The following is a 26,366-nucleotide window of genomic DNA, read 5'->3' on the forward strand; positions in this document are numbered from 1 at the left end:
ATGCCCTTCGACGCGCCAGTGGATCCGCTCACGGGGATGCCGGCGGCCCGCTTCGGGCTGTACCTGCACTTCCCCTATTGCCTCGCGAAGTGCCCGTACTGCGACTTCGCCGTGGCGGTGGCACGGCAGGTGCCCGAGGAGCGCTACGCCCACGCGGTGCTGGCGGAGCTGGACGCCCGGCTGGCGGCGGTGCCCGCGCTGCGCTCGCGCCCCCTGGAGTCCATCTTCCTGGGCGGTGGGACGCCGTCGCTGTGGCACCCTCGCCACGTGGCCCGCGTGTTGGAGGGCATCGCCGCGCGCATGGCCGTGTCGCCCGGCGCGGAGGTGTCGCTGGAGGCCAACCCGGAGCGGGCGGACGCGGAGCGCTTCGCGGGCTACCGGGCGGCGGGCGTCAACCGGCTGTCCCTGGGCGTGCAGTCCTTCCAGGCCCGGACGCTCGCGGCGCTGGGGCGCGCGCACGACGCGGCCCAGGTGGAGCGCGCGGTGGAGCTGGCGCGCCGGGCGGACTTCCCCGTGGTGGCCCTGGACTTCATCTACGGCGTGCACGGACAGGTGCTGGCCGAGGTGGAGGACGACGCGCGGCGGGCGGTGGCGCTCGCGCCGGAGCACCTGTCCACGTATGCGTTGACGGTGGAGCGCGACGTGCTGGCCGTGGACACGCCGCTGTCGAAGCAGCTCCAGCGCGGTGAACTGACGCTCCCCCCGGACGACGACGTGGTGGCCATGTCCCACCGCGTGCGCGAGGTGTACGGCGCCGCGGGGCTGACGCGCTACGAGGTGTCCAACCACGCGCGTCCGGGCTTCAGCTCCCGGCACAACGCGCTGTACTGGACGGGGGGCGAGTACCTGGCCCTGGGCGTCGGCGCCACGGGCATGCTGCTGACGCCGACGCCGTCTCGCTACGTCAACCTCCGCAGCCCGGAGAAGTACCTGCGCGAGGTGGAGGCGGGACGGCTGCCCGAGGAGGGGCGCGAGGAGCTGGGCCCCGAGGAGCTGTTCGCGGAGCGGCTGGCCATGGGCCTGCGGCTGGTGTCCGGCGTGGACTGGGAGGCGGTGTGCCGCCGCTACGGACAACCGGTGGAGCCCCGCCGCGTGGAGGTGGCGCGGCTGGTGGAGCACGGCTTCGCGACGCTGACGGACGGACGACTGGCTTTGACGGAGAAGGGCGCGGATGTACACAGCGCCGTCTGCGCGCGGTTGTTGTGACGGCCGCGCCGCCGCAAAGGATGCCGAGGGACGCATGAGCAAGTGGATGCTGTGGATGTTCCTGACCCTGTTGACGGGCAGTCCGCTCCTGTCGCTGGGCCTGGTCATCGTCATCATCTTCGTGGCGGACCGCTTCACCTGGCGGGTGCTGCCCAGCCCCATGCGCATGCTCAAGCGCTTCCAGCGCGCCGGGGAGCTGGCGGGCACCATCCTCACCAACCCCCACGAGCGCCGGGCGCGCCACGAGCTGGCGGACATCCGCGTGGAGCAGAAGCGGTACGCGGAGGCCGTGGACGTGCTCAAGCCCAACCTGGAGGCGGGCGACGAGGACGTGGACACGCTGTTCCTGCTCGGGGTCGCGTACCTGGGCGCGGGGGACGCGCGCCGCGGCGAGCTGCTCCTGGACGAGGCGGCGAAGCTGGACGCGGGCTACCGGCAGGGCGCCATCGAGCTGGAGCGGGGCCGCTTCCGCCTCAAGCGCGGCGAGGTGAAGGGCGCCATCGAGGCGCTGGAGCGCTTCTGCACCCTGCGCCTGGGCACCGTGGAGGGGCGCTACCTGCTGGCGCGCGCGCTGTCGAAGGCCGGCCGCGGCGCCGACGCGAAGCACATGCGGCGGTTGGCGTGGAACGAGTACGTGGCGGCCCCCGGCTTCCAACGGCGGCGCGAACGGCGCTGGGCCTGGCTCTCGCGGCCGAGCCGCCCGCTCACGTACGCGGTGCTGCTCGCCCTGGTGCTGGGCGCGGGGTCGATGGTCGCGCGACAGGCCGGCCTGTTCACCCCGCGCTCGCCGTACCCGGGCTACAACCGCTACCAGGGGGAGCACCCCGGCGCCGCGGGCATGGACGAGGACGTGGGGGAGATGGAGTAGCCCCCTCCGAAACCACGACGCCCCCGGCCGCTTCGGGCCGAGGGCGTCAGGTGGCGCTCAGTGGAACGCGTAGCAGGCCCGGGCGCAGTAGGCCTCGGTCGGGTTGCCGTTGGGCATGGTGTACGCGGGGCAGCACGTGTTGAAGCCGTAGCAGCTCCCCTTGCTGGGGCACTTGGCGTAACAGGTCCCCGACGCGCAGGTCTGGCCGGAGGCACAGTCGGCGTTGACGCTGCAACTGACCAGCTCCTGCTCGGACGACTCCGTGGCGGTGTTCGTCTCCTGCTCCGTGGGGGCGCCGCCACAGGCGGCGGCGAGGCACAGCGCTCCAAGGGCGATGACGCGGGACATGAACTTCATGGGCTCCTCCGGGTGTGGGGACTGCGGGGTGTGAGGGCGGTGACGCGGATGCCTTCGGTGGCGGGCCTTCAGCCGAAGCAGATGGGCGCGCAGTACGGCTGGCTGAGGGGGCCCGTCTCCTGGGCGCGGTAGGGTGGGCAGCACTGGAGTCCGCCGCAAGCGGGCGCCGTCGGCTCACAGCGCGGCAGACATGTTCCGGACACACACGTCTGGGTATCGGGACAGCCGGCGTCGGAGCTGCACGGACGGCTGGGCTGCTCCGTCGTGCCCACCTCCGACTGCTCGGCCCTCTCCGACGGGCCTCCACCACAGGCCACGAGCAGACAGGGAACCACCAGGGCCAGGACGCGGGACACAGGGACCATCGCTTCTCCCATCAGGGGTGTGGTGCGAAGCATACCCAGACGAATTCTCGATTCCTTGTTTTTCGGTGATGACCGAAAAATACGGTTGTCGTGGGCGGGGCGGGGGACTGGACAGGGGCCGCCGTGGGGCGTTGGCTTCCGCTGCTCGCCCCCGCATCTCCCGCCGAGGCTTCCTCATCCATGTTCCCGACACCGTCGCAGGTGCTGCGTCAGCGCGAGGGACTGCTGTCCGACACACCGTTCCCGCTGCTCCTGCACGCGCTGATGGTGGAGGAGCGCACGTGCACGCTGGAGTTGAAGGTGCGCCAGCGGGAGAAGCGCATCCTCTTCGAGGACGGCTCGCCGGTGGCGTGCCAGTCCAACCTGCTGCACGAGACGCTGGGCAAGTACCTGGTGGAGAAGGGGCGCCTGTCGGAGGCGGACTACCAGAAGTGCCTGGCGGAGAGCGTGTCGTCGGGCGTGCGGATGGGGCCGCTGCTCATCCAGAAATCACTCATCAGCCCGTTCGACCTCTACAAGCAGCTCCAGGCGAACCTGGCGCACAAGCTGCTGGACTGCTTCCGCTGGGTGGACGCGCGCTACCGGCTCATCGCGGACGTGGAGGAGTCGCCGGACGCCAGCGTGAGGACGAACACCGCGCAGCTCGTCCTCACGGGCGTGGCGAACGTGATGCCCTTCGACGCGGTGGCCACGCACTTCACCTTCACGGACGAGCGGCGCTTCGGCCAGACGCCGGGCGTGGAGTCCGGCCCGAAGCTCTCCTCCAAGGACGCGCGCCTCTTCCAGATGCTGCGCCAGCGCCCGACGTTCGGCGAGCTGCAGGAGCGCACGGGCTTCGACACGGAGACGGTGCTGCGGCGCCTGTACGCGCTGTGCCTGCTGGGCGTGGCGGGCTTCGTCGAGGACACGGACGCCCGCGCCCGGGAGCTGGCCGCGCGTGTCCAGGCCGCCCCGCCCCCCGCCCCCGAGCCGGGGGTGGCCCCACCCCCCGAGCCCGCCCGGTCCGCGGGGACGCCGTTCGCGGACGAGGACGTGGCGGTGCGTGACGCGCTGGTGGGTGCGTTCCTGGCCCACCGTGGCAAGGACCCCTTCGCCCTGCTGGAGGTCCCCGAGGACGTCCAGCCCGCCCCGCTGCGCCGGGCCTTCCTCGGCTGGACGGAGCGCCACTCGCCCCTGCGCTTCCAGCACCCCGAGCTGAAGGAGAAGGCGGAGACGCTGCTCGTGGCGTACGCCCGGGCCTACGCCGCGCTGGCCGACACGGAGCAGGCCCTGCTGTGGCGCAAGCGCCGCGCGGCCCAGCGGGACAAGGAGAAGGGCGCCACGGGACGCCCCTCCACCGCGGAGCAGTTCCGCATCCGCACCGAGCTGCTCGACGCCACCACCCAGTTCGACGAGGCGAAACGCCGGCTGGCGGCCCGCAACTTCGCGGGGGCCTTCGAGTACTTCGAGTACGCCTGTGACATCGAGCCCCGCGCGCTGTACCAGGCCTATCGCGCCTGGGCGCGCTACCTCATGAAGCCGGAGTCCCACGGCCGGCTCGCCCTCCAGGAACTCCAGGAACTCACCCGCCAGGAGCCCGCGCTGGAGGAGGGCTGGGCCTTCCTGGGCGAGGTGGCGCAGGGCGAGGGGCAGTGGGCCCTGGCCGAGGACGCCTTCCGGAAGGCCTTCAAGCTCAACCCCAAGAACCGCCGCTACGTGGAGCTGGTCCAGGAGCTCGTCAAGCGGCGCTAGCCATGCCGCCCTGCGTCAGGATGCCCGGCGTGCGGGCTGTCACGAAATTGTGGTGGGACGGCAGTGGCCCTCCCCGTCCAGGATTCGAGATCGCCGAGAGTGTCCCGGGACCCATCGGTCAGGCGGCCATGGCCGTTCCTCCTCATCGGTCATGTGGCCGGTCGAACCTTCTTCGGGTGGATTTTTCCCCGAGGGGTGATGTCCTGCGGTCTCGCGTTCCCCGGATGTGAAGAATGTCGCGTATGGCGGGCAACTATCGACCCGTCATTCGCGAGATCTGATTGTCACGGTTGTCACTTCGTTGGCCACCCGCACGCGGGGTCGCCTTCAGTCTTGCGAGGCCGGATGGTTCCCCCTCCTCTCAGAAAGCAATCAGGCCAGGCCGCGGTGGAGTCCGCCATCATCCTGCCGTTGTTCGTGTTCCTCATCCTGGGCACGCTGCAACTGGGGCTGATGCACCAGGCCCGCCTCCTGACGAAGTACGCGGCCTACAAGGCGGTGCGGGCGGGCTCGCTGCACAACGCCAAGGTGGAGAAGATGGAGGCGGCGGCGCTCGCGGTGCTGCTGCCCATCCTCAGCGCGCGCTCGGGTGGCGCCAACGGCGCCGAGTACGTGCGCCCCGTGGGCAGCGGCCAGGAGTTCGCGCAGAAGTGGAACGAGCTGCGCAACAACAAGATGCAGGGCGTCGACCTGAAGTACGCGGAGGTGACCATCTGCGGCCCGTCCAAGGAGGAGATCTCCGGCAGTGACGAGTTCGACTTCGACCTGCCCGGCAACATCGAGCCGTCGGGCTGGCGGCAGAACCACCGCACCAAGCTGCGCATCCAGGTGACGCTCAACTACCGGCTCGTCATCCCCTTCGCGGACTGGGTCATCTACCAGTCCGCGCGGGCCCGCGAGATTCCCATGATGCTGCGCATGGGGAAGGTGAAGTCGGAGGAGCAGGACAAGGTGAAGCGCCGCAAGTTCGGTGGCGCCGCCACCGGCGAGAGCCCGTACGAGAGCGCGGCCGGGAAGGGCGTCTACATCATGCCCATCCGCGCCACGTACAACATGCGCATGCAGTCGGCCATCTATCTCAACTCCGCACCCATTCCGGACAAGAACGCATGCATCCTTCCGTTCTCCTACTGAGTCGGACGCGCCGTCGCGCCCAACGCGGGCAGGCCATCGTCCTGGGGTCGCTGTCCTTCCTCGTGCTGGCGTTGATGGTGACGCTCAGCTTCAACCTCAGCCACGCCCTGCGCAGGAAGATCAGCCTCCAGCAGCACAGCGACGCGCTGTCGTACTCCATGGCCGTGCTGGAGGCGCGCGCGCTCAACTACTACGCCGTCAGCAACCGGGCCGTCGCCAGCGCCTACGTGGCGGGCAACAGCCTGCACGCGTTCATGGCCGCCGCCAGCGTGACGGGCGAGATGCTGCGGGCCTCCGGCGACAACTTCGTCATCATCGCCGGCCTCGAGATGCTCAAGTGCCCGACCTGCTACTACAAGTGCATCGAGCACTGCATCCACGCGATTCAGGCGATGAAGATCTCCGGCGAGTTCAAGAACAAGGGCCGTGAGTACGACCAGAAGGTCAAGGGCTTCGAGTCGGACTTCAACGAGGCGATGCAGGGCCTGGACGACATGGTGGACGGCATCCACACCGCCCAGCGCTCCGTGCACGACAAGACGATTCAAGCGGTGAAGGACGGCTCGAGCCACGGCCTGGCGCAGCTCAAGGAGTACTCCGCGCCCGGCGCCAGCGACCTGAACTCGTCCGTGGGCTCCATCAACGCCAACGAGTTCAACTGCGCCGTGGACGGCATGGAGTGCCAGGGCAGCGTGGGCAACTCCTCACCCGAGGCGCGGGCCCGGGTGATGACGGAGATCTCCAACGCCACCCGCTCGGGCTGGCCGGCGAACCGGAAGATCAGCGCCATGGGGACCGACAAGCCGCCCTACCTGAACAGCGACTTCTTCAAGGAGCTGAAGGACATCCCGGGCGAGGGGCGCTACCTCGTGTCCCCGCACAAGGGCACCGCCAAGACGGTGAAGAGCAAGGGCTCGGTCGACTCCGGAGGCCAGTCCGGCGGCAACGAGGGCACCACCCTCGCGGCTCACGAGGAGGGCCGCGTCACCCACTGGTGGAAGCACAACCTGATGGGCTCGACCGAGTACGACTCCGACGTGTGGAGCGACGAGAACGGCGGCGGCCACACGGGCAACGGCGCCCACTCCGGCCAGCACCGCTTCGAGGGCGTCAACGCCAAGGCGCTGACGGGCTGCGCCGGCTCCGGCAACTGCTTCATGAAGTTCCGCGCCAACCCCAGCTCGGACCGGGACTGGGGCCAGCCCCGCGTCTACAGCTACCTCACCATGGCGTTCCGCGTGGGCAACACGCGGCAGGCCCCGTGGGAGCTCAACACCAAGGGCCAGGTGCGCTACGAGCACGGCGCCCAGGGCGCGGGCGAGCTCACCGTGGCCCCGGGGGACGGCGTCGCGATGTCCAAGTCGCTCGTCTACTACCACCGCTTCGGGGAGAACGGCTGGCAGGAGGCGCCCAACCTCTTCGCGCCCTACTGGCGCGCGAAGCTGCATCCCTTCAAGCAGGGCGACGCGAAGCAGGTGCTCGACGCCGCCGGCAACTCGGATGCGTCCCAGGCGTCGCAGGCGGAAGGGGTGCCGCTGTGAGGCTCACGCGTCGCAACACCCGAGGCGCCGCCGCGGTGGAGACGGCCCTGTGCATGATCGTCTTCATCCCGGTCTTCCTGTACGCGCTGTTCCTGGACGACCTGCTCCGCCACGCCATGGACTCGCAGGAGACGGCGCTGTCCACGGTCTGGGACTACACCGTGCAGGACTATGCCTCCACGCCCTCGTCGGGCCCCGCGGACGAGGACAGCCCCTCCGGCAACGAGCCCTTCAAGGGCTTCTACAGCGCGCAGGTCTACGCGCGGTACATGTTCTGCGACCACGAGTCGGGCATCGACAGCTTCGGTCCGGGCAAGGGCCCCGAGTGCCAGAACGACGAGTCCCACCACGCGGAGCTGGCCGCGCACGCGTGCTGGCTCAACCCCGGCGCGAAGCAGGTCTACTGCTACCTGAACCAGGCGGACCCGGAGGGTGGCGGCGGCGGTGGTCAGGCGGGGGCCTACGGCGTGACGCTGCACCAGTCGTACATGGACCGCTTCGCCCGGGGCGGCGTCATCCGCTGCTCGGCGCGGCTGGGCGTGCAGAACTACCTGCTGCCCAAGACGTTCCTCCAGACCTTCAGCCAGATCGAACTGGCGCGCGAGACGCAGAGCCGCGGCAATGGCATCCACGGCAACGCCCAGGGCGGCAACGTCGTGGACGACCCCAAGGGCCTCGCGGGCAACGTCTACCTGCTGCCCTGGGAGCGCCTCGCCATCGTGACGGACACGTGGGCCCTGACGAAGGAGGCCACCAGCGAGCCGGGCAAGGCCAACAACGACTCGGAGGACCTCTACGTCCGCGTGGCCCAGGTCTACAAGGACGGGGGCAACCAGGGGTACACCCAGATGAAGTCCTCCGCGGAGGCCTTCGTCAGCGACGCCACGTCGGAGGTCCTCGCCAGCGGCATCCAGCTCGCCAGCCTCCCGCCCGGTGACAACCCCGCGGAGCCCAGCCTCTCCATCAAGCCCTTCCCGCAGAGCGGCGGTCCCACGCAGCAGATCAAGCAGATGAGCGGCAACTCCTCCTACTTCAACAGCGAGTGGCGGGACTGGGACAAGGACAACAACAAGGCGACGCACGAGGCGCGCGGCAAGTACTACCTGGGCTGCAAGCAGGCGGAGAAGTGCTGATGTCGGGAGCGTCCTCGCGCCTGGTCGTCCGCGTCCCCGCCCTGCTGTTCTCCGTGGCGGTGGTGGGCGCGCTCATCGGGACCGCCTGGGAGGGGGTCGTCTACGGCAAGCAGGGCGCCTCCGACGAGTGGACGCCGCCGCCCCTGCCCGCGTTCGCGGACCCAGAGAAGGCCCCGGGGCGGACTGCCGCGGAGGAGGCCGCGCTCCAGCGCGCGCTCGTCCACTTCCCGCCGTATCCCAATGGCAGCCGCGCGGAGCTGCTCGCGGTGGACTACCTGGGGCCGGAGGTGCCCATCTCCGTAGCGTGGTTCACCACGCAGGACTCCGCCGACCAGGTGCTGTCGCACTACAAGAAGGTCCTCCAGGACAAGGGCATCCCCGTCGTGGAGCGCCGCCACGGCGAGAACGGCGGCTGGGTGGGCTACTGGAGCGAGGACATGAAGGAGATGCGGCTGGTGTCGGTGCTCTCGCAGGGCGGGGAGACGCTCGGCTTCGTGTCCGCGGGGGAGATGGAGCCCCTGCTCAAGCGCGCCTCGAAGGTGCCCGCGTGGATTCCCCTGCCGGCGGACCTCACCGGGCCGACCTCCGTCACCTTCGACATGGAGGGCGCCTCGCACCACCTCGTCTCCGGGCCGCTCACCACGCAGACGCCCGCCGAGGCCGCCGAACGCTACCGCGCGCTCTTCCAGGAGAAGGGCTGGAGCGTGGCGGAGCTGGAGCAGGTGGATGCGGGGGGCATCGCCTTCGACGTGACGTTCGAGACCGTCTCCGGCCGGGCGCTCCTGCGGCCCCGGGTCCCCGAGGGCGGCGTGGAGCTTCAGCTCTCGCTGTTGCAGCGAGGGTCCGTGCAATGACTCACAGGAAGGATGCAACCATGGCGAAGACCCACCGGCGCCTCGTGCCCCGCGTGCTCGCCCGCGGTCAGGCCGCGGTGGAGTACGCCACCGTCACCGCCGCGCTGCTCGGCTTCACGGTGCTGGGCTGGCCGTTCCTGGTCCAGCTCCTCAACGCGCTCAACCGCTACTTCGGCTCCATCTACTACGTCATCCAGTCCCCCGTGCCCTGAGGGCGGGGGCACCACGTCCGGGCGGGCGCGCCTCGACGGGGCGCGCCCCCGGCCGCGGCCTACGGCTTCACCGTCGTCACGAACTCCGCCTTGCCGTCCGCGACCTTCAGCACGACGGCCTCCTTCACCGCGTCGCGGTTGGCGTCGAGCGTGATGCGGCCCGCCACGCCGGGGAAGTCCTTCGTCTGGGCGATGGCGTCGCGCAGGGCCGGGCCGCTCACGTCCGGCGCGCGCTTCATCGCCTCCACCAGCACCCGCGCCGCGTCGTACGCCAGCGCCGCCACGCTGTCCGGCACCGTGCCGTAGCGCGCCTTGTAGCGCGTCAGGAAGGCCTGGAGCACCGGGTCCGGGTTGCCCGGCGAGTAGTGGTTGGAGAAGTAGCTGCCCTCCAGCGCGGAGCCGCCCAGCTCGAACAGCTTGTCGGAGTCCCAGCCGTCACCGCCGAGCAGCGGCACCTTGAGGCCCACCTCGCGCGCCTGCCGCGCGATGATGCCCACGTCCGTGTAGTAGCCCGGGACGAACACCGCCTCCGGCTTGACCTGCTTGAGCGCCGTCAACTGCGCGCGGAAGTCCGTGTCGCCCTTGGAGTAGCTCTCGTCGGCCACCACCTTGCCGCCGAACGCCTCGAACCGGTCCTTGAACACGTCCGCCAGGCCCATGGAGAAGGCGCTCTTGTTGTCGCGCAGGAGCGCCACCTTCGACAGCTTCAGGTTCTCCCGCGCGAACTTCGCCATCACCAGGCCCTGGAACTCGTCGATGAAGCAGACGCGGAAGATGTAGTCGCCCTTCTTCGTCACCTCGGCGCTCGTCGAGGTGGGGGTGATCATGGGCACCTTGCCCGCCTGCGCCTTCTCCGCCATGGCCATGGACACCGACGAGGCCGCCTCGCCCAGGATGGCCACCACCTTGTCCTGGGTGATGAGCCGCGTGGCCGCCTGCGCGCCCTCCTCCGGCCGCCCCTGGCTGTCGTACACCCGCACCAGCACCTTGCGGCCCTTCACGCCCCCCGCCGCGTTCGCCTCGTCCAGCGCCAGCTCGATGCCGTTGCGCGCGGAGACGCCGAACGTCGCCTCACTGCCGGTGAGGCTGCCCACCTCGCCGACCAGGATGACGTCCTTGTCCGTGGGCGCGGCCGCCTGCGCGCCACCCGGGGAGGGCGCCCCGGCCGCCTGCGCCCCCTTCGGGTCCGACGCAGCGGAGGCCTGCCCGGTCGCCGGGGCATCCGTGGGGGGCGGGGAGGACTTCTTCTCACAGCCCGCCAGGGCCAGGGCGAGCACGGCGCACAGCATCAGGGGACGGCGCATCGGTGGATTCCCTCCACTCCAAGTGAGCGGATCCGCACCCTAGCCCTCTCCCCCCAGCCCTCCAACCGGGCCTCCCCCACCGGGTGGCCAAAATGCAATGTGGACTGAATCGGTCCAGATTACATATGACGTCCCGCGCGGAGGCCCCCCGGCCTCCATTGGGACAGGACCCGGAAAGGACGCAAGCGGCCCACATGCTCCGGATGAGCAAGATGACGGATTACGGCATCGTGCTGATGACCGAGCTGGCGCGCGCGGAGGGCGACACCCGCACGACGCGCGAGCTGGCGGCGCGCACCCGGGTGCCGCTGCCGTCGGCGAGCAAGGTGCTCAAGGGGCTCTTGCAGGCGGGCCTCGTGGTGTCGCAGCGGGGCGCCAACGGCGGCTATGGGCTGGCCCGACCCGCGACGTCGCTGTCCCTGGCGGAGCTGGTGTCCGCGCTGGAGGGGCCGGTGTCGCTCACCGAGTGTGGCGTCCACGCCACCAGCGCGATGCCCTGTGAGCTGGAGTCCGTGTGCCAGGTGCGGGGCCACTGGCGCCTCATCAACCAGGCCATCCAGGAGGCGCTGGGCCGGCTGACGCTGGCGGACCTCCTCGCGCCCGCGCCCCGCATGCCCGAGCGGCTGGTGGGCCTGGGGGTCCCCTCGCGCCCCCAGCACCCCGCCGCGCCCCCGAATGCTTCCTCTACATCCGTGACAGGAGTGCGCTCATGACCACCGACACCCTCCAGGAGCTGACGCGTCGTCCGTACGCGGCCGGCTTCGTCTCCCAGGTGGAGGCGGAGACCTTCCCTCCGGGCCTCGACGAGGACGTCATCCGCGCGCTGTCGGCGAAGAAGGAGGAGCCCTCCTTCCTGCTCGACTGGCGCCTGAAGGCGTTCCGCCACTGGCAGACGATGCGCGAGCCCACGTGGCAGGCGGTGACGTACCACCCCATCGACTACCAGGCCATCCGCTACTACTCGGCGCCGCGCTTCAAGCCGAAGAAGGACAGCCTGGACGAGGTGGACCCCGAAATCCTCCGCACCTACGAGAAGCTGGGCATCCCGCTGGAGGAGCAGAAGCGGCTGCAGAACGTCGCGGTGGACGCGGTGTTCGACTCGGTGTCGGTGGCCACGACGTTCAAGGACAAGCTGGCCAAGGCGGGCGTCATCTTCTGCTCGTTCTCCGAGGCCGTGCGCGAGCACCCGGAGCTGGTGAGGAAGTACCTGGGCACGGTGGTGCCGCACTCGGACAACTTCTTCGCGGCGCTCAACTCCGCGGTGTTCAGCGACGGCTCCTTCGTCTACGTGCCCAAGGGCGTGCGCTGCCCCATGGAGCTGTCCACGTACTTCCGCATCAACGCGGCGGAGACGGGCCAGTTCGAGCGCACCCTCATCGTCGCGGACGAGGGCGCCTACGTGAGCTACCTGGAGGGCTGCACCGCGCCCCAGCGCGACACCAACCAGTTGCACGCCGCGGTGGTGGAGCTGGTCGCGCTCCCGGGCGCCACCATCAAGTACTCCACGGTGCAGAACTGGTACCCCGGTGACGCGGAGGGCAAGGGCGGCATCTACAACTTCGTCACCAAGCGCGGCATCGCCCACGAGAAGGCGAAGATTTCGTGGACGCAGGTGGAGACGGGCTCGGCCATCACCTGGAAGTACCCGAGCGTCATCCTCAAGGGGGATGACTCGGTGGGCGAGTTCTACTCGGTGGCGCTCACCAACAACCTCCAGCAGGCGGACACCGGCACGAAGATGGTGCACATCGGGAAGAACACCCGCAGCACCATCGTGTCCAAGGGCATCTCCGCCGGGCGCGGGCAGAACACGTACCGGGGGCTGGTGAAGGTCCTCAAGAGCGCGCAGGACGCGCGCAACTATACGCAGTGCGACTCGCTGCTCCTCGGGGACAAGTGCGGCGCCCACACGGTGCCGTACATCGAGGTGAAGAACGCGACCGCGCAGGTGGAGCACGAGGCGTCCACGTCGAAGATCGGCGAGGACCAGCTCTTCTACTGCCGGCAGCGTGGCATCTCCCAGGAGGACGCGGTGTCGATGATCGTCAACGGCTTCTGCCGGCAGGTCTTCAAGGAGCTGCCGATGGAGTTCGCGGTGGAAGCGCAGAAGCTGCTCGGAGTGAGCCTGGAAGGGAGCGTGGGGTAGGTATGGCACTGCTGTCGGTTCGGAACCTGCACGCCCGCGTGGGCGACAAGGACATCCTCAAGGGCATCGACCTGGAGGTCGCGCCCGGCGAGGTCCACGCCATCATGGGGCCCAACGGCTCCGGCAAGAGCACGCTGGCGAGCGTGCTGGCGGGGCGGGACGCCTACGAGGTGACGCAGGGCGAGGTGCTGCTGGATGGCAAGTCGCTGCTGGGCATGGCGCCCGAGGCGCGCGCGACGGAGGGCGTGTTCCTGGCGTTCCAGTACCCGGTGGAGATTCCGGGCGTGGGCAACCTGCACTTCCTGCGCACGGCGCTCAACGCGCAGCGCCGGGTGAGGGGGTTGGAGGAGCTGGACGCGATGGACTTCCTCCAACTGGCCAAGGAGAAGTCCAAGCTGGTGCAGTTGGACCAGGCCTTCATGAACCGCTCGGTGAACGAGGGCTTCTCCGGCGGCGAGAAGAAGCGCAACGAGATCTTCCAGATGGCGGTGCTGGAGCCGCGCCTGGGCATCCTCGACGAGACGGACTCGGGCCTGGACATCGACGCGCTGCGCACGGTGGCCGGCGGCGTCAACGCGCTGCGCTCGCCGTCCCGCGCGATGGTGCTCATCACCCACTACCAGCGGCTGCTCGACTACATCGTCCCGGACAAGGTGCACGTGATGGCGGCGGGCCGCATCGTCCGCTCCGGTGGCCGCGAGCTGGCGTTGGAGCTGGAGGAGAAGGGCTACGGCTGGCTGGGGCTGAAGGACGGCCCGGGTGGCAAGGGTGGGGAGGCTCGGCGATGACGGCGGGCCTGGCGCGCTATCTGGACGTGGCCTCGCGCTTCCAGGCGCGGGGCGCGGCGTCCGAGCCCGCGTGGGTGAAGCGCGTACGACAGCAGGGCCTGGCGCAGTTCGAGCGGCAGGGGTTGCCCACGACGCGCGACGAGGCGTGGAAGTACACGCCGGTGAGCCCCATCGCGGAGGGGCACTTCGCGCCCGTGGAGGACGTGGGGGATACGGCGGCGCTGGCGGCGCGCGTGGAGGCGCTCGCGCTGCCCGGCCCCCGGTGGGTGTTCGTGGACGGGCGCTTCGTGCCGGCGCTGTCGTCCGTGGAGGGGCTGCCTCGCGGCGTGACGCTCCAGCCGCTGGCGGACGCGCTGCGCGACGACGGCGCGCGGCTGGAGTCGGAGCTGGGGCAGCGCGCGCTCGCGGAGGCGCATCCGTTCACCGCGCTCAACGCGGCGCTGTTGGAGGATGGGGCGGTGCTGCGGCTCGCGCGGGGCGCGCTCAGCGAGGTGCCGGTGCAGCTCTTGTTCCTCACCCGGGGGGACGCGCCGGTGCTGGCCAGCCCCCGCGTGGTGGTGGTGGCGGAGGAGGGCAGCGAGGCGACGTTGGTGGAGACGTACGCCAGCGCGGGCGGCGCGGGTCCCACGTTCACCAACGCGGTGACGGAGGTGACGCTCGGGGACAACGCGAGCCTGCACCACTTCCGCCTCCAGGCGGAGGGCGACGCGGCGCTGCACGTGGGCGGGCTGCACGTGCGCCAGGGGCGCGACAGCCGCTTCGCGTCGCACGCCTTCGCGCTGGGCGCGGCGCTGGCTCGCAACGAGGTGCACGTCGCCTTCGCGGGGGAGGGTGGGGACGCCACCCTCAATGGCCTGTACGTGGGGCGCGACGCGCAGCACCTGGACCAGCGCACGGCGCTGGACCACGCGGTGCCCCGGTGCTCGAGTCGTGAGTTGTACAAGGGCGTGCTGGACGACCAGTCGCGCGGCACGTTCCACGGGCTGGTGCGGGTGCGCAAGGACGCGCAGCGCACGGACGCGCGGCAGCAGAACCGCAACCTCCTCTTGTCGGAGAAGGCGCAGGCGGACGCGCGACCGCAGCTCGAGATTCTGGCGGACGACGTGAAGTGCGCGCACGGCGCGGCGGTGGGGCGGCTGGATGCGCAGGCGCTGTTCTACCTGCGCTCGCGTGGCATCCCCCGGGACGAGGCGGAGCGGCTGCTCACGTACGCGTTCGCCCGGGAGCTGGTGGAGGCGGTGCCCGCGGGGGCGCTGCGCCAGCGCGTGGAGGGCCTCCTGGCCCGGAAGCTGCCCGGCGCGGCCCGGGGAGGAGTGACGCCATGAGCGGGTTCGACGTGGAGCGCGTGCGGCGCGACTTCCCCATCCTCCACCAGGAGGTGCGGGGGCGGCCGTTGGTGTACCTGGACAGCGCCGCGACGGCGCAGAAGCCCCAGGCCGTCATCGACGCCATCGTCCGCTTCTACCAGCACGACAACGCCAACGTGCACCGCGGCGTGCACGTGTTGTCCGAGCGCGCGACGGAGGCGTATGAGGGCGCGCGCGAGGTGGTGAAGGACTTCCTGCGGGCGCGGGACTCGCGCGAAATCATCTTCACGCGCGGCACCACGGAGGCCATCAACCTGGTGGCGCAGACGTACGGGCGCAAGCACGTGGGGCCGGGCGACGAGGTGCTCATCACCCAGATGGAGCACCACGCGAACATCGTCCCGTGGCGGATGCTGTGCGAGGAGAAGGGCGCCACGCTGCGGGTGATTCCGGTGGATGACCGGGGCGAGCTGGTGCTGGACGAGGTGGACGCGCTGCTCACCGAGCGCACGCGCATCCTCGCGGTGACGCACGTGTCCAACGCGCTGGGCACGGTGAACCCGGTGAAGGAGCTGACGCGCAAGGCGCACGCGAAGGGCATCCCGGTGCTGGTGGACGGGGCGCAGTCGGTGACGCACTTCCCGGTGGACGTGCAGGACATCGGCTGCGACTTCTACGCCTTCAGCGGGCACAAGCTCTTCGGGCCCACGGGCATCGGCGTGCTGTACGGGCGGCTGGAGCGGCTGGAGCCGCTGCCGCCGTACCAGGGCGGCGGGGACATGATCCTCTCCGTGACGATGGAGAAGGTGACGTACAACCGCGTGCCGCACCGCTTCGAGGCGGGGACCCAGAACCTGGCGGGCGCGGTGGGGCTGGCGGCGGCCATCAAGTACCTGGAGGCGCTGGGGCTGGACGCCGTCGCGGAGCACGACCGGGCGTTGATGGCGTACGCCACGCAGGCGCTGGAGTCGGTGCCGGGCCTGAGGCTGGTGGGCACCGCGCGCGAGAAGGCGGGCGTGTTGTCCTTCACGGTGGAGGACATCCACCCGCACGACGTGGGGACGATTCTGGACCGCGAGGGCATCTGCATCCGCACGGGCCACCACTGCGCGCAGCCGGTGATGCAGCACTTCAAGCTGCCGGCCACGGCGCGCGCGTCGCTGGCGCTCTACAACACGCGGGAGGACGTGGACGCGCTCGTCCGGGGCCTCCACAAGGTGAGGGAGGTGTTCGGGTGAGCTCGGGTGAGTTGCAGGACCTCTACCAGGAGGTGGTGCTGGAGCACTCCAAGCGGCCGCGCAACTTCCGCGTCGTGGAGGGCGCCAACCGTCAGGCGGCGGGGCACAACCCGCTGTGTGGCGACCAGCTTTCGGTGACCTTGAAGCTGGAGGGGGACGTCATCCGCGACATCGGCTTCCAGGGGCAGGGGTGCGCGATTTCGCGCGCGTCCGCGTCGCTGATGACGGGGGCGGTGAAGGACCGGACGAAGGCGGAGGCGGAGGCGCTGTTCGAGAAGGTGCACGCGCTGGTGACGGAGGGGCCGGAGTCGGTGGACCTGGAGGCGCTGGGCAAGCTGGCGGTGTTGTCCGGAGTGAGCGAGTTCCCCGCGCGCGTGAAGTGCGCCAGCCTGGCCTGGCACACGATGCGCGCGGCGTTGGAGGGGCGGGATGAAGCCGTCTCGACGGAGTAGGGGAGGAGGGAGCGCACCATGCGAGGCATGATGACGGTGCTGATGCGGGAGGTCTCCGCGACCATCATCCCCAGCGGGGACCGGGTGATGTTGCCCGAGGGCTCCGAGCTGCGGGTGATGCAGACGTTGGGCGGCAACATCACGGTGCAGGACCCATACGGCCAGTTGTTCCGCGTCGACGAGAAGGACGGCGCGGCGCTGGGCGAGGAGTACGCGCCCAAGGAGAAGGAGGCGGGTGACGCGTCCGCCTTCCACGAGGAGCAGGTCTGGGAGCAGCTGCGCACGGTCTACGACCCGGAGATTCCGGTGAACATCGTGGAGCTGGGGCTGGTGTACGGCTGCAAGACGGAGCCGATGCCGGACGGCGGGCACCGCGTGGACATCCAGATGACGCTGACGGCGCCCGGCTGCGGCATGGGCCCGGTGCTCGTGGACGACGTCCGCACGAAGGTGGGCACCGTGCCCGGCGTGAAGGAGGCGAACGTCGAGCTGGTGTGGGACCCGCCCTGGAGCCAGGACCGCATGACGGACGTCGCGCGGCTCCAGCTCGGGTGGATGTGACGTGAAGCCAGAGGGCCCGGCGCGCAGGTGCTCCGGGCCCTCGAGGATGTCTCCGTCAGCGCAGGGCGAGCCTGCGCACGCCGAACCCCAGCGCCGCCGTGGCGAGGCTGCCCACCAGCAGCCGCGGCCAGCGCCGCTCGACATGGGCCTCGCCGGGCAGCGGCCTGCGCACCGCGAGGGGCAGCTCCTCCTCCGGCCGCGCGCGGGCCTTCACCTCCGGCATCTTCTCCAGGAACAGCTCCACCATGGCCTTCTCGAAGACGGGCAGGTCCTGGGGGCCGCGGCTCGTCACCCAGTTGTCGTCGCGCACCATGGCCTCGTCCTGCCACTGCGCGCCCGCGTTGCGCAGGTCGTCGCGGATGCCGGGCCACGAGGTGAGCGTGCGCCCCTCCGTGAGGCCCGCGGAGATGAGCAGCCACGGCGCGTGACAGATGATGGCCATGGGCAGGTTCAGCGAGTCCGCGTCATGGACGAAGTCCAGCGCGAGCGCGCTCTGCCGCAGCGTGTCCGGGTTGATGAGGCCCCCGGGCAGCAGCACCGCGTCGAAGTCCGCCGCCTTCACCTCGCGCAGCGTCGCGTCCACCTTCACGCGCCGGCCCGGGAGCATGTGGTTCATCCCCCGGATGTGCCCCGCGTGGAGCGACACGATGCGCACGTCCGCCCCCTGCCGCAGGAGCCTCTTGACCGGACGCGTCAGCTCCACCTGTTCGAAACCATTCGTCGCGAGCACCGCGACCCGCAGACCCCTCAGCTTCTTCATCGCGCTCTCCCACCGTGTTCAGGTCGCCCTCGACTCTGTGCATGCCGGGCCGCCCGGGCACCCACGGGAGGGCGGACGAAGAGGCCCTCTCCCCCATGGCCGCCGACTGGCCGCACGGCGAGCGAGCCAGCTCGCGTTGTGCCTCCCCGGTCGCCATGCTACCGACGCGTCACCCCCGTCCCTCCCTGGAGTCCCCATGCACGCCTCCCTCGCTCCCCTGCGCCGTGGCCTCGTCACGGGCACCGCGCTGCTCCTGCTGCCCCTGGGCTGCGCGAGCACCCAGGCCGGGCGAGGCGGCGAGGAGGCGCTCACCACCCGCAAGCAGCCGGGCCTGCGCGCCCAGCCGAGGTGGGGTCTGGTCATCCACGGCGGCGCGGGCGTCATCTCCCGCGAGAACCTGTCCCCCGAGCGCGAGGCCCAGGTGCGTGCCGCCCTCGAGGCGTCGCTGCGCGCCGGCCACGCGGTGCTGGTGGGCGGTGGCACCAGCCTGGATGCGGTGACGGCGGCCATCCGCGTCCTGGAGGACTCGCCGTACTTCAACGCGGGCAAGGGCGCGGTGTTCAACCACGACGGCATCAACGAACTGGACGCCGCCATCATGGACGGCACGACGCGCGCGGCGGGCGCCGTGGCCGGCCTGCGCCACGTGAAGAACCCCATCGAGCTGGCGCGCAAGGTGATGGAGAAGTCGCCCCACGTGATGATGGTGGGCGAGGGCGCCGAGGCCTTCGCGAAGACGCAGGGCGTGGAGCTGGTGGACCCCAAGTACTTCTACACGGAGGAGCGCTGGCAGGGCCTCCAGCGGGCGCTGGAGAAGGAGCGGCAGCAGCCCTCGTCGCTGCGCCCCGGCCACGACCCGGTCACGGGTGACCACAAGTTCGGCACCGTGGGCGCCGTGGCGTTGGACGCCTCGGGCCACCTCGCCGCGGGCACGTCCACGGGCGGCATGACGAACAAGCGTTTCGGTCGGGTAGGGGACTCCCCCATCATCGGCGCGGGCACGTACGCGGACCCCGGCTGCGCCGTCTCCGCCACCGGCCACGGTGAGTTCTTCATCCGCTACACGGTGGCCCGCGACATCTGCGCCCGCGTCGAATACCAGGGCAAGTCCCTGGCCGAGGCCGCCGACGTCGTCATCAACGACGTGTTGGTGAAGGCCGGCGGCGAGGGCGGTGTCATCGCCATGGACGCCCAGGGCAACGTGGCCATGCCGTTCAACTCCTCGGGCATGTATCGCGGCTACATCGGTGACGACGGCCAGCCGCACGTGGCGATTTTCGCGGAACCGGACACCGCTGTATCGAAATAGGGACGCTGTGTCGGTCCGAGTGGGCGCATGGCGATTCAACACGCCCTGGAGTGCAACACAGATACTCCTGTAGTCTGTGGCCGGGTTCGCGCACTGCCGCGCGTCCCCGCTGAGTCGAAAGGAGCATCTGTCATGGTGTCACTTCGCAAGCACCTGCCGTGGAGCGCCGCGGCCCTTCTCGCCCTCTTTGCGGTGGTCCTCTCCGCCGCTCCCGCCCAGGCCTCGGACATGGACGGGGACGCTGTCTGTATCGGCAGCGCGCAGCAGGAGAAGGCGGGCGCCGCCGCCCTCTGCTTCCAGGCCTTCTGTTCGGATGCGAGCGACTGCTGGAACGCGTGTCCGTCCGCCCAGTCGGTGGCCTGCGTGAACGACGCGTGCGAGTACACCTACCGCGGCGGTGGCGGCGGTGGTGGTGGCGGCGGTCCCATCTGCCACGCGCAGTTCTGCTCCGAGGATTCGAACTGCAACTGCAATGGCCGTCCTGGCTACTGCGGCACGGACTACACCTGCCACTTCTGAGTGACGGTCCATGAAGGGGCCCGCGAGGAAAGTTCGCGGGCCGCTTTCCGAAGTTCGCGCGTGCGGTGTCCTTGGGGACACATGCGCACGCTCCTCGCACTCGCCCTGGGCTGGGCCCTCCTGGCCTGCTCCTCCGCTCCGTCGCCAAGTCCCTCCACCGGAACCCCGCCCGACACCTCGGGTGGAACGTCCTCCAAACTGACGGTGACCGTGCTCGCCACGGGGCAGGCCGAGGCCTGGGGGATGCAGTGGCCGTATCAACTGCTGCGGTTGCAGGAGGACGGCAAGGCCGCCGCGTACGCCCAGTGGTTCCCTCCACGCAAGGAGGGCACCTGGCCCGCGATGCTGCTCACGCGACCCTATGACGGCATCTCGTGGACGGGTGAGGCAGTGGACGCGAAGTGGGCCGCGCGGGGCGCGGGCCTGCACCCGGACGACAGCGAGCCGCACTACCACGAAGGCTCGTCCGTCATCGCGTACGCGCCCGTCACCCCCGAGGCCGTCGCGGCGGAGTCGTTCTTCTTCCTGTACCACGACTTCGGCGTGCTGGCCGTCTTCGGCCGCTTCTACGCCGGGGGCGACCTCCAGAACGACGTCGACGACATGCACGCGGGGTTCTCCTTCCTCGCGCAGGCACCCGGGGTGGACCGCTCGCGCGTCGGCATCCACGGCGGCTCGTGGGGAGGCTTCGAGGCGCTCTACGCCGCCGCGTCCGCGCCCGCCGAGGTGCGCCCGCGCGTGGGCGTGGCGCTCTATCCGCTGTCCGACTTCACGCGGCAGCAGGACTACCTCTCCGCGGTGGTTCCCTCGCGCGTGTCGGACCCGGTGGTGCGGTCCCAGTACTCGATGTTCTTCGAGCCGTATCTGCGCCGCGTCTTCGCCACCACCGGGGGCACGCCCGGCGCTTCGGGCGTGGACTCCACGCGCTGGACGCACGAGTACCTGGCGGCGGCGGTGGACACGCCCTTCCTCGTCATCCACGAGGACTGGGATTCACTCATCCCGGTGGAGCAGACGCGCGAGCTGGCCTCGCGGCTGGGGCAGCGCCTGACGCCGCTGTACTTCCAGCACCCGGGCGCGGCGGACTGGGACACGCGCGCGCTGGACCACGGGGTGCTGGTGTCCCGGTACGGCCATACGCTCGACACCCTGGCCACGAGCCACCTGCTGACGCGCCTGGGTGGTGACACGCAGCCGCTCTACGTGCCGGTGCTCCAGTCCTCGTTGGTGGAGTGGCTGCGGGAGGTGCGCGCGCTCCAGGCGTCGGGCCGCGACGTGTCCGACGTGGCGCCTCGCCTGCGCGAGCTGACCGACCCGCGCGTGACGCTCGTCGAGCTGTCGGACGGCAACCGCGCCGCCGGCGTGGACTGGGTGGCCGCGGTCGTCAACGCGGTGTGGGGTACCCAGTACACGCGAGACACCCTCCGTGACGCGCTGGCCTCGGGCCTGCCCCGCTGAGCGGCTGGCGGGGCACCTGGACGGAAAAAAGCGAAGGGCCATGCCCCGCTCCTCGCGGGAGCAGGACATGGCCCAGGGTGTGCCCACCGGTTCAGGCGGGACGGGGCTCAGTGACGGCGGTCGTGATGGTCCCGGCCGCCGCGGTGATGCGAGCCATTGCCGTTGCCATGGCCATTGCCGTTGCCGCGCACGGGCGTCGCGTCATGGTGACGGGGGGCGTTGTAGCTGGGGGCGCGCCAGCGCTCGGAGCGCTGCTGCGGGCGGCCGCGCCACTCGTTGCGGACGGGCTGGGGCGCGGAGCGCTGGCGGGAGTAGGTGTAGTGCGGCGTGCGCCAGACGCGGTCGTTCCGGTAGTAGTGGCCCGTGGTGCGCCACGGGTGGTGGTAGTAGTAGCGGACGGACGGCGCGCGGTACCACGTGTGCGCGAAGTAGTTGGGGTGGCCCCAGCTCACATCGATGCGGGCGTGGCGGAAGACGGGGATGGTGACGTGCACCGAGCCCCGGGGCGCCCAACCACCGCCGACGAAGGTCCAGTTCGCGCCGCGCAGCACCCAGCGCGGCGACACGAACACGAGCCCGGCGCGCGGCGCCGCGGCCCAGGTGCCGTCCACCCAATCCCAGCGCGCGCCGGCCCAGTACCAGTAGCCGGGCTGCCAGACGAGGTTGGACGCGGGGGCGGCGGGGCGCATCTCCTCGCGCGGCGCCGGGGGGGCCTGCTGCGTGGTGAGCTCCTGGGACGTCACCGCGACGGGAATCTCCACCTGCGTGGAGCCCCGGGGCGCCCAGCCACCGGAGACCCAGTACCAGCGGTCGCGGTCCTGCTCCCAGTAGCCGTTGACGAACTGGTAGCCGTCCATGGGGGCCAGCCAGGTGCCGGGGTTGAAGCGCCACTCGTCGCCATCCCAGTACCAGTGGCCCGAGGCCCACACCGCGCCGGCGTACGGGCGCCTGGACGGCTGCTCGGACGGCAGCGAGGGAGGCGGCTGCGGCGCCATGGGCGCGACCTCCTCGTCCGAGTCGTCGTCGAAGTCGCCGTCGTAGCGGTCGTCGTTGGAATAGCCCGGGTCCTGCGAGGGGACGGGGGCGGTCTGCGCCTGAACCACGGGGGCCGACAAGAGGGCCACCAGACAGAGCCAGCTTCGAGGACTCATGACGTCATCTCCATTGCTGCATGCCCGGCCGGGTGTTCCCGCCTGCCGGATGGGCATTCGGTGCGGTAGGGCGTCCGTGCAGGGTCGGACGCGGGGGCGCCCCCCGTATTCAAAAGGGGGAGGGCGCCCGGGCGTGGGGAGCCTACTGCTTCACCAGGAACATCTCCCGCGTCTGGATGAGGTCCACATCCCCCGTGAAACCGGAGAACTGCTCGTACTTGTTCGGCGGCACCCGGTCCCGCAGGACGCGCAGGGACTCGGTGACGGTGAGCGTGGAGCCCTCCACCTTCTCCGTGCGGGAGAAGCGGCCGAAGGGGGTGCGCACGTCGAGCGCGGGCTGCGGGTCCGGCAGCTTCCAGCCCGAGGGCAGGGCCAGGGTCACCTCCGTGCCGCTGGCCTCCGTGTTGTCGATGTAGAGCGGGGTGCGGCGCGAGCTGAGCTGCACGTAGCGCCGGCCCAGCTGCGCGGGGAAGGTGAGGGGCCCCAGGGCCATGCGCTGGTCGCCCTCCATCCGGCCGAAGCGGGGCACGGTGAACTCGTAGCGCAGCACGAAGGGCGCGCCCACCGCGTCCGCGCGGTCCAGCGTCACGCTCGACAGCGAGGCGCCGCCGAAGTAGCGCGCCACCGCGCCCTGCAGCGCCTGGTTGCGGCTCTCCGCGGAGAGCTGGTTGAAGGCCTCCGCCAACTGCGCGGCCTCGAAGCCGGAGTACGTCTCCTCGCCCTTGCCGGACAGCTTGCCGTCCGCGTCCAGGGCCAGCATCAGCTTCACCTTCTTGCCCGCCGCCTCCTTGAGCGCGGGCGTCTTCACCTTCTCCGGCGCGCGGCCCGGCTCCGGCAGGAGGTACGCGTCGCGCTCGCCCATGGCGTACTCCGGCAGCTCGCCGAAGGGGCCGTAGCGCACGGACGTGTCCACCCAGATGGGCTCCGCCCCGGGCAGCTCCACGCGCAGCGCCGCGTACGGCAGCAGGCTGTCGTACGGGAAGAGGTAGTCGCTGGGGTCCACGTTGAAGGTGCGCACCGCGGCCACGCGCGTGCGGATGCCCAGCGACTCCAGGCCCGCCTTCAGTACCGACAGCCGGCTGCCCCGGTCCTGCGCCACGGTGGACGCCGCGGACTGGCCCAGGCCGTTGTCCCGCCCGGTGAAGCGCGCCATCACCGCCGCGTGCACCGCCTTCACCGCCTCCAGGCCCTTCTTGCCCTCGGCGGCCTTGCGCGCGAAGTCCTCCACCTCCGCCGTGCGCATCCAGCGGTCCTGGAAGGCGTCGCCGTACACGCGCACCAGCGACTCGTTGCCCGTGGCGCCCGCGCCCACCATGACGAAGGGCAGGTACTCGTTGCCGGACGGCGGCGCGTCCGGCTCCGGGATGAACGGCGGCACGCGGTGCGCCTCGTAGTGGAAGACCTCCTCGTCCCCCACCACCGTGGGCGCGGGGGCCTTCATCCCGTGCGCGTCCACCTTCATGCCCGTGCCCTTGGGCGCCACCACGGTGTACGTGGTCCACGCGTTGGGCTGGTTGGCGATGCGGAAGTAGAAGGCGGACGCCGTGAAGCCCGGCTGCGCGGGGCCGCGCGGGCTCTCCGCCAGCAGGTACTCCACCTCGACGGAGTCACCCACCTGCACGCCGGGCAGGCTCACCGTGTCCTTGCCCTCGATGTTCTCCGGCTCCAGCACGCGCCCGTCCGCCTTGAGCGTGCGCAGCGCCAGCACCTGGGCGCCGCGCGGCACGTTCACCTCGGCGATCTCCTGCACGCCGGACTGCTCCAGCGCCTTCTGGATGGTGTGGATGCGGTTGACGACGCTGCCGTCCGGGTAGACGCGCACCGCGGCCGCGTCCAGCACGAAGACCGCCGAGCCGCCCGTGACGGGCTCCGCCTCGTACTCGCGCAGCGCCTCGCGCCCGTCGATGGCGTGCTCCTGGAGCAGCTCCTTGCCCGTCTTCGCCCGCTCCACCGCGCGGCGCAGCGTCAGGTCGTCGCCCTCCAGCGCCAGCGCCTTCTCGCGCAGCGTGAGCGCCTCCGCGGGCGCGCCCGCGTACTCGCGCACGTCCGCCATGCGCTTGAGCAGCTCCGTGCTGCGCGGCCACGTCGCCTCCAGCCCGCGCAGCACCGCCATCGCCTCGTCGTGCTTGCGCTGGCCGATGTAGATGCTCGCCAGCGACACGCCGGCGCTCACGCTGGACGGGTCCTTCGTCAGGAGGTCCGTGTACTGCTTCGCCGCCGTCTCCAAATCCCCGCGCGTGCGCGCGTGCTCGGCCAGCCGCACCTGGAAGCCGGGGCAGTCACGCTGCGACTCCACCAGCGCGTCCGCGCGCTCCACCGCGTCGCGCCGCCGCGCCAGGTTGTACTGGAGCCCCAGCGCCTCGCACAGCCGCGGCTGCAGTTGCAGCGCCTGGGTGAGCGACTCCTCCGCCAGCGAGTCCACGTCCAGCGCCAGCGCCGCCCGCGCGCGCAGGAGGTACAGCGGAGGGCCCGCCTTCGGCGACACCTCGCCGGCCGTCTTCAACGTCTCCAGCGCGGACGCCGGCTGCCCGTCGTCCATGAAGAGGTCCGCGCGCTGCAGCAGCGCCGCCACGTTGCCCGGGTCCTTGGTCAGCACCGCCTCCAGGTCCCGCGTGGCCCGGCCGCGCGCCACCTTGGAAGGCACCGTCCGGTCCGCCGCCGCCAGCTCCGCGCGCAGGGACAGCAGCGCGGGCGTGGTGGCCTCCACTCCGGCCATCAGCTCGCGCGCGCCGTCCGGGTCCCTCGCCAGCCCGTCGCGCGCGGCGAGCACGGTGGAGAGCAGCTCCCCGGCCTCGCCCGCCAGCGCGGCCTTCAGGCTCCGGGCGGTGGGGTAGACGTCGGTGGCCTCGGCCGTGGCCAGCGGGGTGGTGCCCCACGTCGCGGGGGCGGCGCCGGTGGCCGGGGTGAAGCGCACGGCGGAGGGCTTGCCGTCCGCGCGCAGCAGGGTGAAGGACAGCACGCCGGAGGTGGCGCCCTTGAGCTGTCGGACGAGGACGCGGTGCTTGCCGGCGGTGAGCTTCACCGCGCGCGCGGCGACGGTGCTCGTGGCGCGGCCCCACGCGGCGCGCTCGAGCAGGGGCGCGCCGTCCATCACCACCTGGTGCGAGGTGGCGCTCACCGTGCGCGCCACGTACGCGCCCGTCTCGGCCACCTCCACGTCGAAGGCCATGAGGTACAGGTCGCCCTCGCCCGGCTCTCCGGCCAGGTCCAGCCGCCCGTCTGGCGCGCGCAGCGTGCGCACCGGCACCGTCCCGAACGCGCCGGTGAAGGGGCCCGCCAGCGAGCCGTTCTTGACCGCGGGCAGCGCCTCGTCCCACGAAAGCACGTGGAAGGCGGACAGCGGGCCCACCAGGGAGACGTCGGACACGCCGCCCAGCTCGCGCAGGGCCACGTCGCGCGCCAGGGCGTCGCCGCGCGCCAGGGCCACCGCGAGCCGCGCGCCGCGCAAGAGGTAGGCCGTCTCGCCCGTGGCGCCCGCGCCGAGCCCCGCCTCCGTCGCCTGGAGGATGGCGTCGTCCAGCGGCGGCGCCGTGCCGGCCGACTCCAGCACGTGGCGCGCGGCGATGACCGCCAGCGGGTGCGTGGGCGCGCGGCGCACCAGCTCCAGCGCGGCCGTGAGCGCCACCTCCGTGCGGCCCGCGCGCCGGGCCAGGAGGTGCTGCCCCATGAGGCCGTACGGCTCGCCCGCGTCCTTCGCGACGGCGGCGTCGAAGCGCTGCTGGGCCTGGGTGGCGTCACCCGCCATGAGGTAGGCGTGGAAGCCGGCGAGCGCGAGCGTGCGCGCCTCGTCCGAGCCGGAGCGGGCCTTCTCCGCCGCGGACTCCAGCACGTGGGGCGCGGCGGCGGTGGACGTGGTGTGGGAGCAGCCCGAGAGGCCGGCGACGAGGGCGAGCGCGGTCAGGCCGCGGCGGAAGGTGCGCATAGGAGTGCCGAGGGATAATGCAATCCCCCGTCCCAGGCCATATTCCCCTG

The 26,366-nt window shown here is 71.2% G+C and carries 24 protein-coding genes; 18 read left to right on the forward strand and 6 right to left on the reverse strand.

The window, feature by feature from the left end; all coding sequences use genetic code 11:
- Together hemW and LZ198_RS37480 are read left to right on the forward strand one after the other, a co-directional pair.
- Positions 1-1,206 carry a radical SAM family heme chaperone HemW gene (hemW, locus tag LZ198_RS37475; RefSeq protein WP_253976946.1) on the forward strand — a complete coding sequence of 402 codons (1,206 nt, stop codon included), beginning with the start codon at positions 1-3 and terminating at the stop codon, positions 1,204-1,206.
- 34 nt (positions 1,207-1,240) lie between these two features.
- Entirely contained in the window at positions 1,241-2,074 is an 834-nt protein-coding gene (locus LZ198_RS37480) for a tetratricopeptide repeat protein (protein ID WP_253976947.1), read from the forward strand.
- Positions 2,075-2,131: 57 nt separating this feature from the next.
- On the opposite strand, the gene LZ198_RS37485 is transcribed toward LZ198_RS37480, so the two are convergent.
- Both LZ198_RS37485 and LZ198_RS37490 read right to left on the reverse strand, forming a co-directional pair.
- Positions 2,132-2,431: a hypothetical protein gene (locus LZ198_RS37485; RefSeq protein WP_253976948.1), complete on the reverse strand. Its 300-nt coding sequence runs from the start codon at positions 2,429-2,431 to the stop codon at positions 2,132-2,134.
- Positions 2,432-2,499: 68 nt separating this feature from the next.
- Positions 2,500-2,796 (reverse strand): hypothetical protein, encoded by a 297-nt coding sequence (locus LZ198_RS37490; RefSeq protein WP_253976949.1) that lies wholly within the window; start codon positions 2,794-2,796, stop codon positions 2,500-2,502.
- 180 nt (positions 2,797-2,976) lie between these two features.
- On the opposite strand from LZ198_RS37490, the gene LZ198_RS37495 reads away from it, so the two are divergent.
- The 6 genes from LZ198_RS37495 (at position 2,977) to LZ198_RS37520 (ending at position 9,401) form a co-directional block, all read left to right on the forward strand.
- The gene (locus tag LZ198_RS37495) at positions 2,977-4,527 is read left to right on the forward strand and encodes a DUF4388 domain-containing protein (RefSeq protein WP_253976950.1); all 1,551 of its coding nucleotides are present in this window, start codon (positions 2,977-2,979) and stop codon (positions 4,525-4,527) included.
- Between the two features lie 345 nt (positions 4,528-4,872).
- Positions 4,873-5,661 carry a TadE/TadG family type IV pilus assembly protein gene (locus LZ198_RS37500; protein WP_253976951.1) on the forward strand — a complete coding sequence of 263 codons (789 nt, stop codon included), beginning with the start codon at positions 4,873-4,875 and terminating at the stop codon, positions 5,659-5,661.
- Positions 5,637-7,202, forward strand: a complete 1,566-nt coding sequence (locus LZ198_RS37505) for a TadE/TadG family type IV pilus assembly protein (RefSeq protein ID WP_253976952.1) — start codon at positions 5,637-5,639, stop codon at positions 7,200-7,202. The genes LZ198_RS37500 and LZ198_RS37505 overlap by 25 nt, the downstream gene beginning before the upstream one ends.
- Positions 7,199-8,335: a TadE/TadG family type IV pilus assembly protein gene (locus LZ198_RS37510; RefSeq protein WP_253976953.1), complete on the forward strand. Its 1,137-nt coding sequence runs from the start codon at positions 7,199-7,201 to the stop codon at positions 8,333-8,335. The genes LZ198_RS37505 and LZ198_RS37510 overlap by 4 nt, the downstream gene beginning before the upstream one ends.
- Entirely contained in the window at positions 8,335-9,189 is an 855-nt protein-coding gene (locus LZ198_RS37515) for a hypothetical protein (RefSeq protein WP_253976954.1), read from the forward strand. Before LZ198_RS37510 ends, LZ198_RS37515 begins: the two co-directional genes overlap by 1 nt.
- Before the next feature lie 20 nt (positions 9,190-9,209).
- Positions 9,210-9,401 carry a hypothetical protein gene (locus LZ198_RS37520; RefSeq protein WP_253976955.1) on the forward strand — a complete coding sequence of 64 codons (192 nt, stop codon included), beginning with the start codon at positions 9,210-9,212 and terminating at the stop codon, positions 9,399-9,401.
- Positions 9,402-9,460: 59 nt separating this feature from the next.
- Here the strand turns inward: LZ198_RS37520 and LZ198_RS37525 are convergent, their stop codons facing one another.
- The gene (locus LZ198_RS37525; protein WP_253976956.1) at positions 9,461-10,705 is read right to left on the reverse strand and encodes an ABC transporter substrate-binding protein; all 1,245 of its coding nucleotides are present in this window, start codon (positions 10,703-10,705) and stop codon (positions 9,461-9,463) included.
- A gap of 194 nt (positions 10,706-10,899) precedes the next feature.
- On the opposite strand from LZ198_RS37525, the gene LZ198_RS37530 reads away from it, so the two are divergent.
- From LZ198_RS37530 to sufT, 7 genes are read left to right on the forward strand one after another with little or no spacing between them, the layout of a single operon-like run.
- Positions 10,900-11,418: an SUF system Fe-S cluster assembly regulator gene (locus tag LZ198_RS37530; protein ID WP_253976957.1), complete on the forward strand. Its 519-nt coding sequence runs from the start codon at positions 10,900-10,902 to the stop codon at positions 11,416-11,418.
- A complete protein-coding gene (gene sufB, locus LZ198_RS37535; protein WP_253976958.1) occupies positions 11,415-12,851 on the forward strand; it encodes a Fe-S cluster assembly protein SufB in 1,437 nt (478 codons plus the stop codon). Before LZ198_RS37530 ends, sufB begins: the two co-directional genes overlap by 4 nt.
- Before the next feature lie 2 nt (positions 12,852-12,853).
- A complete protein-coding gene (gene sufC / locus LZ198_RS37540) occupies positions 12,854-13,639 on the forward strand; it encodes a Fe-S cluster assembly ATPase SufC (RefSeq protein WP_253976959.1) in 786 nt (261 codons plus the stop codon).
- On the forward strand, positions 13,636-14,964 hold the full coding sequence (sufD, locus tag LZ198_RS37545; RefSeq protein ID WP_253976960.1) for a Fe-S cluster assembly protein SufD: 1,329 nt from the start codon (positions 13,636-13,638) through the stop codon (positions 14,962-14,964). The genes sufC and sufD overlap by 4 nt, the downstream gene beginning before the upstream one ends.
- Positions 14,961-16,184 (forward strand): cysteine desulfurase, encoded by a 1,224-nt coding sequence (locus LZ198_RS37550; protein WP_253976961.1) that lies wholly within the window; start codon positions 14,961-14,963, stop codon positions 16,182-16,184. The genes sufD and LZ198_RS37550 overlap by 4 nt, the downstream gene beginning before the upstream one ends.
- A complete protein-coding gene (sufU, locus tag LZ198_RS37555; protein WP_253976962.1) occupies positions 16,181-16,636 on the forward strand; it encodes a Fe-S cluster assembly sulfur transfer protein SufU in 456 nt (151 codons plus the stop codon). Before LZ198_RS37550 ends, sufU begins: the two co-directional genes overlap by 4 nt.
- Positions 16,637-16,654: 18 nt before the next feature.
- Positions 16,655-17,197: a putative Fe-S cluster assembly protein SufT gene (gene sufT, locus LZ198_RS37560; RefSeq protein ID WP_253976963.1), complete on the forward strand. Its 543-nt coding sequence runs from the start codon at positions 16,655-16,657 to the stop codon at positions 17,195-17,197.
- 55 nt (positions 17,198-17,252) lie between these two features.
- Here sufT and LZ198_RS37565 read toward each other — a convergent pair whose 3' ends face one another.
- Positions 17,253-17,957 carry a type 1 glutamine amidotransferase domain-containing protein gene (locus tag LZ198_RS37565; RefSeq protein ID WP_253976964.1) on the reverse strand — a complete coding sequence of 235 codons (705 nt, stop codon included), beginning with the start codon at positions 17,955-17,957 and terminating at the stop codon, positions 17,253-17,255.
- A 196-nt stretch (positions 17,958-18,153) separates the two neighbouring features.
- Here LZ198_RS37565 and LZ198_RS37570 point away from each other — a divergent pair, with 196 nt between their 5' ends.
- The 3 genes from LZ198_RS37570 (at position 18,154) to LZ198_RS37580 (ending at position 21,243) form a co-directional block, all read left to right on the forward strand.
- A complete protein-coding gene (locus LZ198_RS37570) occupies positions 18,154-19,266 on the forward strand; it encodes an isoaspartyl peptidase/L-asparaginase family protein (protein ID WP_253976965.1) in 1,113 nt (370 codons plus the stop codon).
- 132 nt (positions 19,267-19,398) lie between these two features.
- Positions 19,399-19,785: a hypothetical protein gene (locus tag LZ198_RS37575; RefSeq protein WP_253976966.1), complete on the forward strand. Its 387-nt coding sequence runs from the start codon at positions 19,399-19,401 to the stop codon at positions 19,783-19,785.
- Positions 19,786-19,866: 81 nt separating this feature from the next.
- On the forward strand, positions 19,867-21,243 hold the full coding sequence (locus LZ198_RS37580; RefSeq protein WP_253976967.1) for an alpha/beta hydrolase family protein: 1,377 nt from the start codon (positions 19,867-19,869) through the stop codon (positions 21,241-21,243).
- A 107-nt stretch (positions 21,244-21,350) separates the two neighbouring features.
- Here LZ198_RS37580 and LZ198_RS37585 read toward each other — a convergent pair whose 3' ends face one another.
- Both LZ198_RS37585 and LZ198_RS37590 read right to left on the reverse strand, forming a co-directional pair.
- Complete coding sequence (locus LZ198_RS37585) at positions 21,351-22,394, reverse strand: hypothetical protein (RefSeq protein ID WP_253976968.1); 1,044 nt, start codon at positions 22,392-22,394, stop codon at positions 21,351-21,353.
- A 142-nt stretch (positions 22,395-22,536) separates the two neighbouring features.
- Entirely contained in the window at positions 22,537-26,316 is a 3,780-nt protein-coding gene (locus LZ198_RS37590) for a tetratricopeptide repeat protein (RefSeq protein ID WP_253976969.1), read from the reverse strand.
- Positions 26,317-26,366: the final 50 nt, after the last annotated feature.

Source organism: Myxococcus dinghuensis, assembly GCF_024198235.1.
Taxonomy (GTDB): domain Bacteria; phylum Myxococcota; class Myxococcia; order Myxococcales; family Myxococcaceae; genus Myxococcus; species Myxococcus dinghuensis.

What these genes read in the sequence shown, in the direction of transcription:
- hemW (WP_253976946.1), top strand. Translation starts at nt 1, where the DNA reads ATGCCCTTCGACGCGCCAGTGGATCCGCTCACGGGGATGCCGGCGGCC.
- LZ198_RS37480 (WP_253976947.1), top strand. Translation starts at nt 1,241, where the DNA reads ATGAGCAAGTGGATGCTGTGGATGTTCCTGACCCTGTTGACGGGCAGT.
- LZ198_RS37485 (WP_253976948.1), bottom strand. Translation starts at nt 2,431, where the DNA reads ATGAAGTTCATGTCCCGCGTCATCGCCCTTGGAGCGCTGTGCCTCGCC.
- LZ198_RS37490 (WP_253976949.1), bottom strand. Translation starts at nt 2,796, where the DNA reads ATGGTCCCTGTGTCCCGCGTCCTGGCCCTGGTGGTTCCCTGTCTGCTC.
- LZ198_RS37495 (WP_253976950.1), top strand. Translation starts at nt 2,977, where the DNA reads ATGTTCCCGACACCGTCGCAGGTGCTGCGTCAGCGCGAGGGACTGCTG.
- LZ198_RS37500 (WP_253976951.1), top strand. Translation starts at nt 4,873, where the DNA reads ATGGTTCCCCCTCCTCTCAGAAAGCAATCAGGCCAGGCCGCGGTGGAG.
- LZ198_RS37505 (WP_253976952.1), top strand. Translation starts at nt 5,637, where the DNA reads ATGCATCCTTCCGTTCTCCTACTGAGTCGGACGCGCCGTCGCGCCCAA.
- LZ198_RS37515 (WP_253976954.1), top strand. Translation starts at nt 8,335, where the DNA reads ATGTCGGGAGCGTCCTCGCGCCTGGTCGTCCGCGTCCCCGCCCTGCTG.
- LZ198_RS37520 (WP_253976955.1), top strand. Translation starts at nt 9,210, where the DNA reads ATGGCGAAGACCCACCGGCGCCTCGTGCCCCGCGTGCTCGCCCGCGGT.
- LZ198_RS37525 (WP_253976956.1), bottom strand. Translation starts at nt 10,705, where the DNA reads ATGCGCCGTCCCCTGATGCTGTGCGCCGTGCTCGCCCTGGCCCTGGCG.
- LZ198_RS37530 (WP_253976957.1), top strand. Translation starts at nt 10,900, where the DNA reads ATGCTCCGGATGAGCAAGATGACGGATTACGGCATCGTGCTGATGACC.
- sufB (WP_253976958.1), top strand. Translation starts at nt 11,415, where the DNA reads ATGACCACCGACACCCTCCAGGAGCTGACGCGTCGTCCGTACGCGGCC.
- sufC (WP_253976959.1), top strand. Translation starts at nt 12,854, where the DNA reads ATGGCACTGCTGTCGGTTCGGAACCTGCACGCCCGCGTGGGCGACAAG.
- sufD (WP_253976960.1), top strand. Translation starts at nt 13,636, where the DNA reads ATGACGGCGGGCCTGGCGCGCTATCTGGACGTGGCCTCGCGCTTCCAG.
- LZ198_RS37550 (WP_253976961.1), top strand. Translation starts at nt 14,961, where the DNA reads ATGAGCGGGTTCGACGTGGAGCGCGTGCGGCGCGACTTCCCCATCCTC.
- sufT (WP_253976963.1), top strand. Translation starts at nt 16,655, where the DNA reads ATGCGAGGCATGATGACGGTGCTGATGCGGGAGGTCTCCGCGACCATC.
- LZ198_RS37565 (WP_253976964.1), bottom strand. Translation starts at nt 17,957, where the DNA reads ATGAAGAAGCTGAGGGGTCTGCGGGTCGCGGTGCTCGCGACGAATGGT.
- LZ198_RS37570 (WP_253976965.1), top strand. Translation starts at nt 18,154, where the DNA reads ATGCACGCCTCCCTCGCTCCCCTGCGCCGTGGCCTCGTCACGGGCACC.
- LZ198_RS37575 (WP_253976966.1), top strand. Translation starts at nt 19,399, where the DNA reads ATGGTGTCACTTCGCAAGCACCTGCCGTGGAGCGCCGCGGCCCTTCTC.
- LZ198_RS37580 (WP_253976967.1), top strand. Translation starts at nt 19,867, where the DNA reads ATGCGCACGCTCCTCGCACTCGCCCTGGGCTGGGCCCTCCTGGCCTGC.
- LZ198_RS37585 (WP_253976968.1), bottom strand. Translation starts at nt 22,394, where the DNA reads ATGAGTCCTCGAAGCTGGCTCTGTCTGGTGGCCCTCTTGTCGGCCCCC.
- LZ198_RS37590 (WP_253976969.1), bottom strand. Translation starts at nt 26,316, where the DNA reads ATGCGCACCTTCCGCCGCGGCCTGACCGCGCTCGCCCTCGTCGCCGGC.